Annotated in this window: 10 protein-coding genes; 5 read left to right on the top strand and 5 right to left on the bottom strand. The window is 49.1% G+C overall.

Annotated features, from left to right (window positions below; genetic code table 11):
• The first annotated feature begins 190 nt into the window (after positions 1-190).
• Positions 191-1,126 (top strand): porin, encoded by a 936-nt coding sequence (locus tag RCH83_RS11505; protein WP_306522157.1) that lies wholly within the window; start codon positions 191-193, stop codon positions 1,124-1,126.
• A gap of 147 nt (positions 1,127-1,273) precedes the next feature.
• Here RCH83_RS11505 and corA read toward each other — a convergent pair whose 3' ends face one another.
• Complete coding sequence (gene corA / locus RCH83_RS11500; RefSeq protein WP_306522155.1) at positions 1,274-2,218, bottom strand: magnesium/cobalt transporter CorA; 945 nt, start codon at positions 2,216-2,218, stop codon at positions 1,274-1,276.
• Positions 2,219-3,080: 862 nt separating this feature from the next.
• On the opposite strand from corA, the gene bamE reads away from it, so the two are divergent.
• Positions 3,081-3,359: an outer membrane protein assembly factor BamE gene (bamE, locus tag RCH83_RS11495; protein ID WP_306522153.1), complete on the top strand. Its 279-nt coding sequence runs from the start codon at positions 3,081-3,083 to the stop codon at positions 3,357-3,359.
• An 89-nt stretch (positions 3,360-3,448) separates the two neighbouring features.
• Positions 3,449-3,892: a hypothetical protein gene (locus RCH83_RS11490; RefSeq protein ID WP_306522150.1), complete on the top strand. Its 444-nt coding sequence runs from the start codon at positions 3,449-3,451 to the stop codon at positions 3,890-3,892.
• 580 nt (positions 3,893-4,472) lie between these two features.
• Here the strand turns inward: RCH83_RS11490 and RCH83_RS11485 are convergent.
• Together RCH83_RS11485 and RCH83_RS11480 are read right to left on the bottom strand one after the other, a co-directional pair.
• Positions 4,473-7,160, bottom strand: a complete 2,688-nt coding sequence (locus RCH83_RS11485; protein ID WP_306522147.1) for a TonB-dependent receptor domain-containing protein — start codon at positions 7,158-7,160, stop codon at positions 4,473-4,475.
• 167 nt (positions 7,161-7,327) lie between these two features.
• Positions 7,328-10,027, bottom strand: a complete 2,700-nt coding sequence (locus RCH83_RS11480; RefSeq protein ID WP_306522145.1) for a hypothetical protein — start codon at positions 10,025-10,027, stop codon at positions 7,328-7,330.
• Positions 10,028-10,441: 414 nt separating this feature from the next.
• Between RCH83_RS11480 and phoB the strand changes: the two genes are divergently transcribed.
• Both phoB and phoR read left to right on the top strand, forming a co-directional pair.
• A complete protein-coding gene (gene phoB, locus RCH83_RS11475; RefSeq protein ID WP_306522143.1) occupies positions 10,442-11,128 on the top strand; it encodes a phosphate regulon transcriptional regulator PhoB in 687 nt (228 codons plus the stop codon).
• Between the two features lie 72 nt (positions 11,129-11,200).
• Positions 11,201-12,532: a phosphate regulon sensor histidine kinase PhoR gene (gene phoR / locus RCH83_RS11470; protein ID WP_306522141.1), complete on the top strand. Its 1,332-nt coding sequence runs from the start codon at positions 11,201-11,203 to the stop codon at positions 12,530-12,532.
• A 13-nt stretch (positions 12,533-12,545) separates the two neighbouring features.
• Here phoR and RCH83_RS11465 read toward each other — a convergent pair whose 3' ends face one another.
• The gene (locus tag RCH83_RS11465) at positions 12,546-13,316 is read right to left on the bottom strand and encodes a hypothetical protein (RefSeq protein WP_306522139.1); all 771 of its coding nucleotides are present in this window, start codon (positions 13,314-13,316) and stop codon (positions 12,546-12,548) included.
• A gap of 261 nt (positions 13,317-13,577) precedes the next feature.
• Positions 13,578-14,873 (bottom strand): amidohydrolase, encoded by a 1,296-nt coding sequence (locus tag RCH83_RS11460; RefSeq protein WP_306522137.1) that lies wholly within the window; start codon positions 14,871-14,873, stop codon positions 13,578-13,580.
• Between the last annotated feature and the right edge of the window lie 124 nt (positions 14,874-14,997).

The raw sequence follows: 14,997 nt of genomic DNA, 5'->3' as shown, positions 1-14,997 counted from the left end.
CAGCCATAAAATAGCCACCCGAACGCCATGAAAATGACGCTAAATTGTCATTTAACAGACACTTAACTGTGATAAAGCGGAAAATTTCCGCGCTGTTGCCGGTTTCGCCCTTGAATTTTAACTGAAGCGGTTATACTCAACGGGCTTAAGCTGTCGAACCTTTTTCCTCAATGCTGAGAAGGATTTACCTATGTTCGCCAAGAATATGTTCGTAAAGAATACCTTTGTTAAAAACACCTTGTTGCTTGCGCTGTTATCCGGCTTGTCTTTACCGTTACAGGCCGACCCTTTGACTGTCTACGGTAAAATTAACGTGACGGCACAACAATCTGACGAAGGTGAAGGTTCGTTCAGCGAGTTAAAAAGTAATGCTTCCCGCTTTGGCTTAAAAGGCGATTATGCGCTGGATGGCGAACTGACGCTGGTGTATCAGCTGGAATGGGAAGTTGACCCTTCAGATGAAGCCAACGAAAAAAATATTAAAGCCCGTGACCAGTTTATTGGTATTAAAGGCAGCTTTGGTACTATTAAAGCCGGCCGCAACGACACTGCACTGAAGCTGTCACAAGGCAAAATGGATTTATTTAACGATTACGAAGCGGATATTAAAACCTTGTGGAAAGGTGAAAACCGGATGAGTAATTCTCTGGCCTATATCAGCCCGTCTTTTAACGGTTTTTCAGTGTTGGTCAGCCATGTGATGGAAGACTCAGCCAAAGGTCAGGACGGCCAGTCAGTGGCGCTGATGTATGGTGATGATGGTTTAAAAGACAGCGCCATTTACGCTTCTATTGCGATGGACAACGATATCAGCGGTTATGACACCAGCCGTGCTTTTGTGCAAACCAAATTAGCTGGTTTTAAACTGGGTGCCGGTGTGCAGCAACAGGAACCTATGGCCGGTGGTGCCAAAGATGACGGCTGGCTGGCAAACGTGGCTTACCCAATTGAAAAATATGAATTAAAAGCACAGTTCCAGACGTTGGAAGAGCACGATGGTTACAGCCTGGGCGCCGACTATAAACTGGGCAAAGACACCAAATTATTCGCCTGGTATTCCAGCTTTGATTTTGATAACAAAGTAGACAGCGACTATCTGGCCATTGGTTTAGAACATAAGTTCTAACAGCACTCTGCTGGCCCGATAAAACAAAACCCCACGTTAAACCGTGGGTTTTTTGTTATTGCCGGGCTGCTTTTCGGCTTGTAAAGACAGCAAGCTGTCAGCCAATAGCCATTAGTCATTAGTCAGTAGCTATCAGCCAATAGCAGTTTATAACCAGCCTTTGCGTTTAAAAAACCAATAAGGCGCTAAACCCGCCAATAACATTAAGCCAATCGCCAGCGGATAACCAAATCGCCAGTTTAGCTCCGGCATCAACTGAAAATTCATGCCATAACTGCTGGCCACCAGGGTTGGCGGCAGGAAAATTACCGATACCACCGAGAAAATTTTAATAATGCGGTTTTGTTCAATATTGATAAAACCCATGGCCGACTGCAGTAAAAAGTTCACCCTTTGTGAAAACGACTCGTTGTGTGGCAATAACGACTCGACGTCGCGCAAGACATCACGCGCCTGCTCCAGCTGATCAACAGGCAAGCGGGCCTTGCGCAGCAAAAAACCAATAGCACGTTGGGTGTCCATTAAACAAAGCCGTACTTTCCAGCTCATATCTTCCAGTTCTGTTAAGCGTGACAAACTGTGTTTAAAAGCTTCGTCCTGTTTGCCTTTTAAAATCACCTGGCTGATCACTTCAAGCGCCAGCGAAATTTCTTCTATGGTATCAGCCAGTTGCTCAATTTTTACTTCAAATAAATCCAGTAACAGCTCGTAAGCATTGCCCACCGACAATAAATGGTTGCGTGCTCTCATCCGGTACAACCTGAATACCGGCAGCTCACGCTCGCGCAAGGTAAAAAGCCGGCCATCCCGAATGGTAAAAGCCACAGTGGTGGTGCTGGCCAGGGTTTCCTGGAAAAAAAACAACGAGTGAATATGCAGGCCGTCTTCATCTTCAAAAAAACGCGCCGAAGCTTCAATATCATCAAGCTCCAGCCTTTCGGCCAGCTGCTGACCAAACTGGTCGGTGACAAACTGTCGCTCCTGCTGATCCGGCTCTTGTAAGTCCAGCCATATCGCCTGTGAAACATCGGCATGTTGTTGTAATTCCAGCCGTTGTAACCGTTGTTGTTGCAGGTTAAATATTCTGAGCATGGGGTTCTCCTGCGAAAAAGCAGACTCAGCTGAGCAAACCCGGTACTGATTTTGATGTGAGAGGAAAAAAACTCACGCGCCCCGGTCAGGCCGCGTAATGGCTCGGACAGGAGTCAGTTAAAACCAGAAAATTCGACTGGGTATGTCCAAGGCATGGGTCTCTGAATAAAAAGTTGCGGCGATCATAAGAAGGCGGCTTGCTGCCGTCAAGCTGGAAATACCAGCGGGTGGTTGGTGGCGCTTGTTAAGCCGTATTTGCTTGGGCTTTCCTGAGGGCTGTTGCATAGGAGACACTGCAATTCAACCACATAGGTAACACTCTGGCCGGTTTTGTGGATGTCTGCGGCATGGCTTGGTTGTCAGCTTGCAGCTGAGGTTGCTATGCCGGGTTTCGCCCCGGCAGGCGAGTCCCTTTCTTTGCTGACAAAGAAAGGGACACAAAGAAATCACCCCGGTGTGCCTTCGAAAGCCCGCTAAAAATCAAAAGTTTGAGGCGCCGCCAAAACTCGGCAAGCGCTATGCGTCGCTTGCCTCAAACAGTTGGCGTCTTAAAACCTCAAACTTTCAATTTTTATCGGCTCGGCAAAACGGGGAGGAAAAGCGCTGGCTGGGTGCTTGGTCTGTTCCTTATTTAGCCAGCAACACGTCACGTATTTTGTCGTAAGTGATTAATTTCAAATTAACTATGCGGGGTTATCCACGTTTTCACCCCCAACCCAAAATCGCTGCTGTTATAACAACTTGTCGTGAATCGTATTTCTGTGTAACGTCAAAGCATCGTCAAGAGAAAAAAGGGACGAACCATGATTTAAGCGACGTTTGTCTCGTTGATTAAGTTGTTAGGCAATAGAAGGAGCTATAGATGAAGTATGTTATTGCAGTGTTTCTTACATTGACGTTGATCGCTTGCGCAGGCACGCCGTTCAATTTTGAAAATGCTCGCCAAGTTAAAGTTGGCATGGTTGAGTCTGAAGTCACAAACCTAATGGGCTCTCCATATTTGGTTACAACTAAAGGTGAGGAGCAAATTTGGGTTTGGAGCTATGCAAATGGAATGTCTGGCGCAAGTAAATCGATCTCTTTTGTTATGAAGGATGGAAAGGTTATCTCTGTCCCAACAATTCCAGATTCATTCAAGTAGAGCCTAACAAGGGGAATCAGTATGGGCTTGCGGCCGGGACGCACTGAGCGCGCGCTCCTGTTTTCGGCGTTATGTAAATGGATTTGTCTATGAATTATGAAATAAAACTGCCAATTTTAAGTGATTTAGATGGTTACAAGCCGCTCATATATATAAAGCCTTCCTCGCCTAAGAAACAGAAGGAAGCCTTAGAAAAAATGGCTGTGTATTTTAGGCGAGAGTTTAAATACGACTATGTACAATATTCTAAAGAGAATCATGGCAGTGACTGCACAGGTATTATTTTTACCGAGACTGCAATGGATCTTGTAAAGAATGAAAACCATTTTCCTAACAGAGTTATTGGCGGTGCGTGCTTTAGGCAAAAATCAACTGGAGAGTATTTCTTGGATTGGGTGTGGTTTCATCCATTTGCAAGAAACCGGAAAATTCTGAAACGACATTGGCCTGAGCTTAAACAAAAATTCCCGAATTTTACGCTTACTAAACCATTGTCGGCTCATATGGAGGCCTTTGTTAAAAAACATAAATAACAAAGCGGTCAAACCTCGTTCCGCTTTGCTCCAGTGAACAGAATTTATCGCAAGAACCCTTAGGGCCAAGCCTTGACTCTTGTCAATAGTACCGATAGGAAAAACCAACACCGGGAACTGCAGAGTGAGCATTCAAGAGTGAGCGCGGGAGGCGCGAACGGGCGAACGGCGTAGTTGCCGGTGGTGGTTTAAGTGCCAGTCATGCTTTTTTACGCCACGCCGCAGGCATAACAAAACAAAACCCATAGGGTCAAGTCTTGACTCTTGCCAATAGCATCAATCGCAAAAACCAACAGCGGGAACTGCAGAGTGAGCATTCAAGAGTGAGCGCGAACGGGCGAACGGCGTAGTTGCCGGTGGTGGTTTAAGTGGCAGCCGTGCTTTTTAAGCCATGCCGCAGGCATCACAAAACAACGTCAGCAGTTGAGGGGCAGCTGAGCACAATTTACGGTGTCAGCAATAAAAAAGCCCCGGTTTTTACCAGGGCTTGTTCTCTATCAACAGTGTGCAGCCACTGTCGCTAAACACGGCAAAGGCTGCGGTGGTTAATAACAGCCGCTCAACGCAGCCTAACGCAGCATCAAAACCGCTGGCTATAACTTAAGCCCACACTGCGGCCTTGCTCGCGGCGCTGTAAAATTTCGCCTTGTTGCAGAATTTCCACGTCTTTATTCAGCAGGTTTTTTGCGGATACTTTAATGGTGCCTTCTGGCAACACATTGTAAGAGTACACAAAATCCAGTGAGTGGAATGGCTGCTCGTAAGCGTCGTCTTTACCGTCGATGCCGGCAAAAGCAATACGTTTACCAAAGACGTTGTAGGTTAAAGTGGCGGTGTGCGCTTCGTTGTCGGAGTCAAAACCCAGCTGCATATTCACCACATATTTGCTGTGGCCGGTAAGCGGGCGTTTTAAGTTAGTCAGGTTGGTTTCACCCAGCGATTCAATTTCAATTTCGGATTCGCTGTATGTGAAATTACTCACCACAAAGAAGTTATCCAGCACTTCGCCAACACTGCCTTCAAACATATCCAGTTTTTGCAGGGCTTCGGCTTCTACACCATAGACTTCACCGCCGAGCGCATTTCTGAATGACATCAGCAGGTTACCGTCAGAACCTTTGAGTTCAACCGCTTCAATAGGGTTGGTTAAGTCTTTATAAAACAAACCCAGACTGTAGTTGCTGCCGCTGTCCAGGTATTGCTCCCAGCGTAAGTCGTAAGCGCTGATGCTGGTGCTTTTTAAACCGGAAAAACCAATGACTTTAAAGTCGGTGATAGGGTCGATAAAGAGCACTGGCGTCACTTCGCGTAAATCCGGCCGCACTACGGTTTCAGAAAAACCAAAACGGTATTGGTTTTCTTCCGACTGCATCCAGGTCACTGCCAGAGAAGGGTAGAGGTCGTCTTCCTGGCGTGGGAAGTCGCTCAGGTTGCCTTCAATAGCGCCTGTGGCCGGGTTCAGCGGAATAGACACCTGACGGAAGTCTTCATAACGCACACCGGCATTCACCCGCCAGGTCATGTCGTAAGTGGCTTCTACACCGGCATAAGCAGCGTCTGTTTGCTGGGCCGCCACATAATCGTCGGCCTGGGCTGTCACGTCAGATAATAAAAACTTCTTCGCAGGGTTGCTGATATTGGCATCGGAGAAAATCGCCGAATAAGCCTGGCTTAACTCTTCGTTGCTAAAACCGCGGGTATCCATTTTAAATCTGTTGGTGCTGGCGTTACGCTGGCGCTCAAAATAGGCATAACCTGCGCTCAGGCTCAGCTCAGTGTCGCCCAGGGTCATAGGGTATTTGGCGTTCCAGCTGGCGTTTTCGGTGTTGTCTTCCAAAGTACCAAACTGATAAATAGCGGCGTTGTCGCTGCGGCGCATGGTGCGGTTTTCCAGGCTGCCGTCATTGGCCAGCTGGCGCACATAACGGTATTCCACTTCGTTTGGCGCATAACGTTCGGCTTTGGCGTCTGTGTATTGCCAGTCCAGCGCTAAATCATTGAGGAAATTCAGGGTATGACGGCCGCGGATCTGATTGGTCAGCATGGTGCGTTCTTCATACAACACTGAATAATCTTCGTTTTCGCGGTTTTGTTCGTTGATGGTTTCAATCGAATCACCGGTTTTGATTTTCAGCTCGTCTTTGGTGTCGGCCAGATAAATGCTGGAGGTTTCAAATCTGTGGTTTTCATCCCATTCCAGACCAAAGTTCAGCATGCCCGACATTTTCACCTGATGTTCGGTGCCGCGGATATCGTCGTAACGGTTCAGTGGCGTTAAATTACTGCCCGAGCTGATGGAATAATAACGTTCCTGCTCTTTAAAGTTTTCCGAAGATTTGTCGTAACTCACGCCAGCCATCAGACCAAAAACCGTCTGGCCTATGTCAAATCTGTTGCCATAAGACATGCTGCCGTCGTATTCAGGGCCGATGCTTTTTTTGCGAAAATCCATATTGCGGTTCAGCTCAAGGCCAAGACTGCGGTTAATGGCTTCGGCTTTGGCCAGATTTTCTGCGCTGACACCACCCAGACCCTGGGCAATTTTCACCACATCCAGCGAACCATACTGGTCCAGCGCTTGTTGCAGGCCTGAGGACAAACCGCGCGAACCATCGTCTTTACCACGCCAGTCATCAGAGCCACCCTGATAATCAAGGCCGTCGTCTGAACTTAAGCTGTTGTAACCGGTGCCAATAGAAAAGTTAAAAATTTCTTCACGCGGAATACTGACGGTGCGGATATTGACGTTACCACCACCAAAGGCGGCAGGTAATTCCGGTGAATAGGCTTTTTGTACCACCATACTTTCAATAATGCCGGCCGGGAACATATCCAGCGGTACCACGTTGCGGGTTGGATCCGGGCTTGGCACCTGAGCGCCGTTTAGCAATGTGGACGAATAACGTTCACCTAAACCACGCACATATATAAATTTGTCTTTGACCAGCGTCAGACCTGTGACGCGGCGCAGGGCGCTGGCGGCATTGCTGTCACCGGCACGGGAAATTTGTTCCATGCCCAAAAGTTCAGCCACATAAGGTTGCTGGCGGCGCTCTTCGGCAGTAGCGGCGGCAGAGCTTAATAAACGGCCTGAAACATTAATACGTTCAACCTGTTCAGCCAGCGGTTGCAGGGCAACAGGCGCGGCATCGGGGGTTTGGGTTTCTTTAGCAGAGGCGGGCATAAAAACTACGGCAGCGCTGGTGGCTAAAGCCAAAAGCACACCCAGATTCACGCGGTTGTATTGAAAACTATGCTTGCTGCTCATCTTTATTCATTCCTGTGGGCTAACTTGGTGGCTGTGCATCAGGTGCAGGGCAGCCGCGTCAAATGTGTCGAACCGTTGTCTTATTGCTGTCTTGTGTTTGTCTTGCTGTTGTCATAGGACAGTGGCAAAAACAAAGCCGCCGGCCATAACGCCGGCGGCTTGTGTTGTTATTGACCTAAACCAACAGTCCAGCCTTTGGTCCAGTCGCTGCTGGCATCTACAGCGCCCACAGTGGCGGACTTGCTGAAAAAGCTGTTTACAGCTGACATGTCTTTTGGTGTTGTGGTGTCGATGGTGTAAATGCCATTCAACACTGCAGCCTGATCAGCAGCAGTTTTATTGCCGGTCTGACCTTCAAACCACTGTTTAACAGTTTGAGTGGCAGACACTGTGCCTTTAAATGGTTCAGGGCAACCAATCACAGAGTGAGTCATCACCAGTGCACCCGAAGCGGCCAGCGCCTGAGACTGGGCAGTTTCAATTTCCAGACACTCACCCATACCTGTTGGGCCTGTGATCAGGAAGTTATGCAGTTGGGCATTGGTACCGGCACGTAACAACACACCTTCAGAGTCTTTTTCGGCAGACTTATAGGTGTTACCGATAATGGTCATATTGGCGATGGTTGGGTTCGAAATTGGTGTTGCATCGAACTTAGACGACTGGTTGTCGGCTTCGATACCACGGTTGGCTTCAGCATTGTTGGCAGCGTGTTTTACCAGGAAATACTGGCCTTTACCTGTCCAGCCATCAGCCCAGTCCAGTGAGTCGTCGCCATTGCTGGTTAAAACGACATATTTGACGTTGACAGTACCACCAAAGAACTCAACACCGTCGTCCAGGTTCTGGTGTACCTGAATATGGCTGACGGTTGTGCCTGCGCCCACACCGGCGAAGGTAATGCCGTTTAATTCGTTGTCCTGCAGTACTTCATAACCTGCGTGTTTCACCCGCACATATTTCAGCACGCCTGAGTTGTCGTTCACATCAGCACCACCATAAGGGCCGGCGTTGCCTTCAGCTTCAATTTTACAGGCAGCCAGGTTGGCCTGGTCACACTTGTTGCTTGGGGCTTTACCCAATAACACCATACCGCCCCATTGACCGGCCGCTGTTGGCGCGCCAATCACGTCTTGCAGTGAAGTGAAGGTAATAGGGTTTTGTTGTGTGCCTTCGGCGTTAATTTTTGAACCGCGGGTGACCACCAGGAAGTCAGCACCTGAGCGGCCGTATACTGTGACACCAGGTTGTACTGTTAAAGTGGCTGCTGTGGTGTTGTCCACACCAATACGCACCCGGCCGTTTAACACATAATCAGCACCTGCCACTAAAGTGACGTTGCTGGTGATATCACCTTTGAGTTCACAGTTTAATTTACCTGTTAAAGAGGCAACTTCTGCGGTGCCGGCAGGGCAGGCTGCAATAGCAGTAGAAGCATGCAGGCCGAAGGTCCAGCCTTTGGTCCAGTCCGACACACCATCAAAGGCGCCGATGTAGTCAACATCGTCAAACCAGGCATCCACAAAGTTCGACACGTTGTAACCGTTTTTCAGCGCTGGAGAAGTTGAAGCTGGCATATAACCGCCCAGCAGCGCGTCAGTTGTCATATTGCCTGTTTGCGCCATAAACCAGTTTTTCACGTCCAGCAGGGTGTTGCCGGCAGCGTCTTTTGGATTTTTAAACGGCTCTTTACAGTCAATAATGGAGTTACGCATTAACAAAGCACCGTTTTGTGCTTGTTGTACTGACTGCTCGGTTTCAATTTCCAGACACTCGCCCATAGCGGCCGGGCCTTTAATAATGGTGTTGTAAATTTCACCTGCAGTACCGGCGCGCAGCAAAATACCTTCAGAGTCGGCGTCGGCAGATTTGTAGTTGTTGCCAAGAATGGTCATGTTGGCAATTTTTGGTTTACTGACAGGGGAAGCAGAAAAATTACCGGACTGGTTATCGGCTTCAATACCACGGTTGGCTTTGGCGTCGGTTTTGCTGTGCTGAATCAGCACATGTTGCATTTTGCCTGTCCAGCCATCTGCCCAGTCTAATGAGTCGTCGCGGTTACCGGTTAATACCACATGTTTGGCATTGACGTTACCACCAAAAAACTCCACACCGTCGTCCAGGTTGTTATGCACCTGAATGTAATCCACAGTGGTGCCTGAGCCGACACCGGCAAAGGTAATACCATTTAATTCGTTGTCGGTTAATACTTCAAAACCGGCATATTTCACCTGCACAAATTTTAAAATACCGCTGTTATCTTCCGGTTTATCACCGCCGTATGGGCCGGCGTTGCCTTCAGCTTCAATTTTGCAGCTGGCAAGGGCCGCAGCGTCACATTTGTTGCTTGGGGCTTTACCTAATAACACTAAACCACCCCATTGGGCGGTAGAGTCTTCGTTCACAGAGCCAATCATGTCGTTGACAGAAGTAAAGACGATTGGGCTGGCGCTGGTGCCTACAGCACGGATTTGTGAACCACGGGCAATCACCAGGTAATCTGCACCGGATTTACCAAAAATGGTGGTGCCTGGTTCAATGGTCAGCACTGCGCTATTGGCATTGTCGTTACCCACTGCAACTTTACCGCTTAAAGCCCAGGCGATATTGGCAGTTAAAGTGGCGTCTGCGGTTAAAGTGCCGGTGATTTCACAAATTGGTTTAGTCACGCCACCTAAAGCTGCACCTTGTTTGGCAAAAGCAGGGCAGACGGAAGCCGGCGGTGGAGTTGTTGGGGTAGTTGGGTTGGTTGGTGTGGTCGGGCTGGTGCTGCTACCGGTATTTACGACTATATCGCCACCGCCACAACCGGCCAACGCCAGCGCTGAAGCCATAGCGCTTAATTTTAAAATTTTTGCAAAAGCCATCATATTCTCCATCGGGCCAGGGTTTAAAACTCAAGGAACTAAAATCAGCTATTAAAAAACTGAGCTGAAGGTAAAAGATGGCCGTGACTTTTTTATGACAGAAAATCGACAGGCAGATGACAGCGACACAACAGCAACAAAAACCAAGGGCTGGCGGCAATTTGGCAGAAAAAACTTCATAAAACTGTCACAGTCGCTGGTGCGTTTGTTGGTGCTTTTTCAGGGAAGAATAAAGCGCCATCAGCTTTGGCTGGCTTGTAAAATGCAAAAAAGGGGCAGATCAGGCGGCTAAGATGCATGACATTTATTTCACAAAAGACGCCGTTTTGGAAAAAGCCGCCTTTTGTTTCATAAAATTGTCATAATGGCAGCAGATACTAAGTCCAATACAACAGGACAGGTGGGTGACAGGTTATGTCGAGAAGAATTTTGATTGTGGAAGATGAAGCACCAATCCGCGATATGCTGTGTTTTGTGCTGGAGCAAAATGGTTATCAGGCCAGTACGGCCGGTGACTTTGACGCAGCCATGAATCAGCTGGTAGAACCTTATCCGGATTTAGTGTTGCTGGACTGGATGTTACCGGGGGGCAGTGGTATTCAGATCGCAAAAAAGATGAAACAACACGAGTTAACCCGTGCCATTCCTATCATTATGATCACCGCCCGTGGTGAAGAAGAAGACAAGGTGCGTGGACTGGAAGTAGGCGCTGACGATTATGTCACTAAGCCATTTTCACCCAAAGAGCTGATGGCACGTATTAAAGCGGTGATCCGCCGTGTGGCGCCAACCAGCCTGGATGAAGTGATTGAAGTGCAGGGCCTGAAGCTGGATCCGGTGTCACACCGGGTGATGGCGGCGGAAAATCCGCTGGAAATGGGCCCAACTGAATTTCGTTTACTCCACTTTTTTATGACGCATCCGGAGCGGGTGTACAGCCGTGAACAGCTGTTGGACCATGTCTGGGGCACCAATGTGTATGTCGAAGACCGTACTGTGGACGTACATATCCGCCGTTTGCGTAAAGCCATTTCGGTGGCAGGGCACGACAGATTAGTGCAAACAGTTCGTGGCTCTGGCTACCGTTTTTCGGTAAAGTAAGGTCGCTGTTGCCGGCAGCGCGGCTGCCGATAAGCCCGGTACTGCGGGCTTTTTTCTTCCAAAGCAGGTGTTATGCGATTATTGCTCTCCAAACGCACTATAACGCTGCGGCTTCTAGGTCTGGCCGCCGGCGCTTTATTGTTCGGCTGGTTATTTGATCTGGCTACAGAATTTTTATTGGTTTTGTGTGTTGGCATTATTGGCTGGCATTACAAGCATTTGTTTTTACTGGATAAGTGGCTGTGGCGTGATAGAAAGTTGTCACCGCCGGCCGGCGATGGCAGCTGGCAACAGGTGTTTGATGGCATTTATTATCGCCAACGTAAATCCCGTAAGAAAAACAAAGAATTACGCGCTCTAGTGCGCAGATTCCGCGATGGTGCTGAAGCTTTACCTGATGCGATAGTGGTGCTCAGCAACGACTGGACCATTGTCTGGTGTAACAAACTGGCGCAACAGCTGGCGGGTTTACGCTGGCCTATGGATGAACGCCAGCGTATTGATAACCTGATTCGTAATCCGGAATTTCAGCAGTTTTTGCAACAAAAACAATTTGATAATGCGCTGGAGCTGGTGTCACCTCTGACCGAAGAAGTGACGCTGGAGTACCGCATGTTGCAGTATGGCGAAAAACAGCAGCTGCTGATCATCCGCGATATTACCCAGCTCAAACAGCTGGAGCAAATTCGCAAAGACTTTGTCGCCAATGTGTCACACGAACTACGTACACCGTTGACGGTATTGCAGGGTTATCTGGAAATGATGGACGCCGACCATATGCCTGCCAACAACGTCTGGCAAAAGGCCCATGGTGTGATGTTGGATCAGACCAAAAGGATGGACGCTTTGGTGCAACAGCTGCTGACCTTGTCGCGGATTGAAGCCGCTGCCAAAGTCCATTTTGATGAAGTGGTGGATGTGCCTGCCATGCTGACTTTATTAGAGCAGGAAGCGCACAGTTTAAACCGGGAAAAACAACATCAGTTGTTGTTTCAGATTGACCCCAATCTGCGAGTGACTGGCATCACTGAAGAGCTGCGTAGTGCCTTTTCCAATTTAATTACCAATGCCATTAAATACACCCCGGATGGCGGCAAGATTGAAGTGAGCTGGCAGCGCGAACATCAAAAAGCTTTGTTTAGCGTGACTGACAATGGCGAGGGCATAGCGGCTCACCATGTCAAACGTTTGACAGAAAGGTTTTACCGGGTGGATGAAGCCCGCACCCGCAGTACCGGCGGCACAGGTTTAGGCCTGGCTATTGTGAAGCATGTATTGTCCCGTCATCACAGCAGGCTGATGATTTTTAGTGAACCCAAAAGGGGCAGTAGTTTTTCTTTTGCTTTGCCACCTGAGCTGGTGTTGCCTGCACGGCAGCAAGCCAAAACGGCCCGCAAGTCATAACGCCCAAGTGCAGTTAACGATGTTTACGCAGCAGTTTTTCCACCTGCTGCGGCACTTTGGCGGCTTCCTGTTCAATATTTTCGATAGCACCCTGTTGCAGATATTTCAGCAACAGCGGCTCGGCCTTGTCTTTGAGTGACGCCCGGGAAAATGCCAGCTGGTATTCCACCTGAGGTAACACATCAAAACTACGCACCAGCGATGCCGGTTGTTGCAGCTCGGCAAGGCGGCGGTAAAAGGTTTTTTTATTCAGTACCAAAAGTTCAGTGCGACCTTTGAGCAGCAACTGCACCGCCTGAATATGGTCAAATACTTCACGGTAAGAAGGCGCCTGACGGCTGACTTTAGCAAATTCCTGACCAAGTACATGGCTGGCATTTTGAAAACCAACCAGCGGATAAAACTGCAAATCGCTGATGCGCTGGATGTTGCCGGCAAAGTCGTTGCGGGCAAAAACCAGATTATGCACCCGCAGGTACACTGAACTATAAAACAACGCAGGCGCCGGCTGTCCCGACTGACGGGTTGCGACATCAATCTGGCCTTGTTGCAGCAGCTGGGTGAGTTTTGCGTAAGGCGCCACAATAAATTTCACCTGATAACCCAATTCGGTAAATAAGCGATAACTCAGCAGTACATCCAGATGATAATTGTTGCCTTTACGGCTGATATTAACCTGGTCGCTAAAGCCAATGCCGACCACAAGCACAGGCTTGGCCGCCTGAGCTGAGGTGGCGCCAAGCGCAAGACAAAATAACAGGCTAATAAGCAACAGGCGCACCATAACAAAAGTCCTTGTTGTGAGAGTCGCATCTAAGTGACAAGCCCTGTCTTCCGGTTGGCGGTTGTCACTATTGTCGGAACTTTTACAGCATAGCAGACGCAGTTGAAGCTCAGCTTAACAGTGCTGTTGTCTGTGGTTGTTGCGGCCACCATCAACAAAAGTGGTGCTTCTACATGACATGAGCAGTGGTAAAACACGGGAGAGTGGCATAAAAAAACGCGGCAATAAGCCGCGTTTAGCTACAAACACAGCTGGGGCTTATTAGGTTTTTTGCAGAAAATCAACGGCTAAAGCTGTCAGCGCGCGCACACCATTTTCCATGGCTGGTTCATGAATTTTAAAAAAGGGTGAATGGTTAGGCGCGGTTTTTTCAACACTGACACCGGGTTCGGCAATACCTAAAAAGAAAAACACCCCCGGCACCTGCTGCTGATAAAAGGAAAAATCTTCCGAAGCAGTAATAGGTTTAATCGGCGCCACACCAGCGTCGCGCCCAGCCCATTCTAAGCTTGGCATAGCCCATTGGGTCAGTTTGACATCATTCCAGGTCACAGCTGCAAAACCATGTTGTGAAAATTCAGCAGTCGCGCCGCTGGCGGCAGCTACGTGTTCTGCTGTGTGTTTCATTTTGCTCAGCAGTTGCTCGCGCATCTGCGGGTCAAAGGTGCGGACCGTGCCGCCCAGCGTGACTTCGTCCGGAATAATATTCCAGCGCACACCACCATGTACCTGACCTATCGACATGACCGCAGGCGCTTTGGTGACATCGAGCTGGCGCGCCGGAATTTGGTGCAGGGCGGTAATAAGTTGACCCGTCACTGCAACAGGGTCCACTCCGCGCCAGGGGCTGGAGCCATGCACCTGCACGCCTTTGACTTTAATTTCAAAGCTGTCAGCAGCCGCCATAATGCCTTCTTCTTTCACCTGCAGCTGGCCACTTGGCCCAGGCCAGACATGGACGCCAAAAATGGCATCGGGTTTGAGTTTGCTGAATAACCCTTGTTTCAGCATTAAAGCAGCACCACCTTCTTCACCGGCCGGCGCCCCTTCTTCAGCAGGCTGAAAAATAAAGATCACAGTGCCTTTGAGCTCTTTTTGCAAAGATGTCAGCGCAGTAGCCGCGCCCAATAACATAGCCACATGGGCATCATGGCCACAGGCATGCATCACGCCCACCTGCTGGCCATTAAATTCGGCTTTGGCTTTGGAAGCAAAAGGTAAATCCACCTGCTCTGTCACAGGCAGCGCGTCCATATCGGCTCGCAGCGCCACCACTGGCCCTGGTTTGCCGCCTTTGAGCACAGCAACCACACCGGTATGGGCGATGCCGGTTTGCACCTCAAGACCCAGCTTTTTCAGCTCGCCTGCCACCATTTTACTGGTGCGAAACTCGCGGTTAGACAGCTCAGGGTGCTGGTGTAAGTCGCGGCGCCAGGCAATGACCTTGGGCATCACTGTGGTAATTTCGCGTTCCAGCGCAGGTTTTACATCTGTGGCCAGCGCAAGCTGGCTGTGAAAAGCACAAAGGGTCAACACAAATGGCAGGCAAAAACGCATGATGAATATCTCCGGTGCTGCAATGACCTGTTAGCAGGCGCAGGCATCTTGTGGGTTGGATAAACTTTAAGGTACCTATCTTTCTGCCAAAAGCCAATGATCAGTTGCAGTGCTGCTGTTCTAA

The sequence above is a fragment of the Rheinheimera sp. genome (genome assembly GCF_030824435.1).
In the GTDB taxonomy this organism is placed as follows: domain Bacteria; phylum Pseudomonadota; class Gammaproteobacteria; order Enterobacterales; family Alteromonadaceae; genus Pararheinheimera.
Note: the sequence above shows the minus strand (reverse complement) of the source record. Positions and strands in the feature narration are given on the sequence as shown.

Excerpts from the sequence above, each read along its gene's own strand:
- RCH83_RS11490 (WP_306522150.1), top strand. The coding sequence starts at position 3,449 with ATGAATTATGAAATAAAACTGCCAATTTTAAGTGATTTAGATGGTTAC.
- phoR (WP_306522141.1), top strand. The coding sequence starts at position 11,201 with ATGCGATTATTGCTCTCCAAACGCACTATAACGCTGCGGCTTCTAGGT.
- RCH83_RS11485 (WP_306522147.1), bottom strand. The coding sequence starts at position 7,160 with ATGAGCAGCAAGCATAGTTTTCAATACAACCGCGTGAATCTGGGTGTG.
- RCH83_RS11465 (WP_306522139.1), bottom strand. The coding sequence starts at position 13,316 with ATGGTGCGCCTGTTGCTTATTAGCCTGTTATTTTGTCTTGCGCTTGGC.
- RCH83_RS11505 (WP_306522157.1), top strand. The coding sequence starts at position 191 with ATGTTCGCCAAGAATATGTTCGTAAAGAATACCTTTGTTAAAAACACC.
- bamE (WP_306522153.1), top strand. The coding sequence starts at position 3,081 with ATGAAGTATGTTATTGCAGTGTTTCTTACATTGACGTTGATCGCTTGC.
- RCH83_RS11480 (WP_306522145.1), bottom strand. The coding sequence starts at position 10,027 with ATGGCTTTTGCAAAAATTTTAAAATTAAGCGCTATGGCTTCAGCGCTG.
- corA (WP_306522155.1), bottom strand. The coding sequence starts at position 2,218 with ATGCTCAGAATATTTAACCTGCAACAACAACGGTTACAACGGCTGGAA.
- RCH83_RS11460 (WP_306522137.1), bottom strand. The coding sequence starts at position 14,873 with ATGCGTTTTTGCCTGCCATTTGTGTTGACCCTTTGTGCTTTTCACAGC.
- phoB (WP_306522143.1), top strand. The coding sequence starts at position 10,442 with ATGTCGAGAAGAATTTTGATTGTGGAAGATGAAGCACCAATCCGCGAT.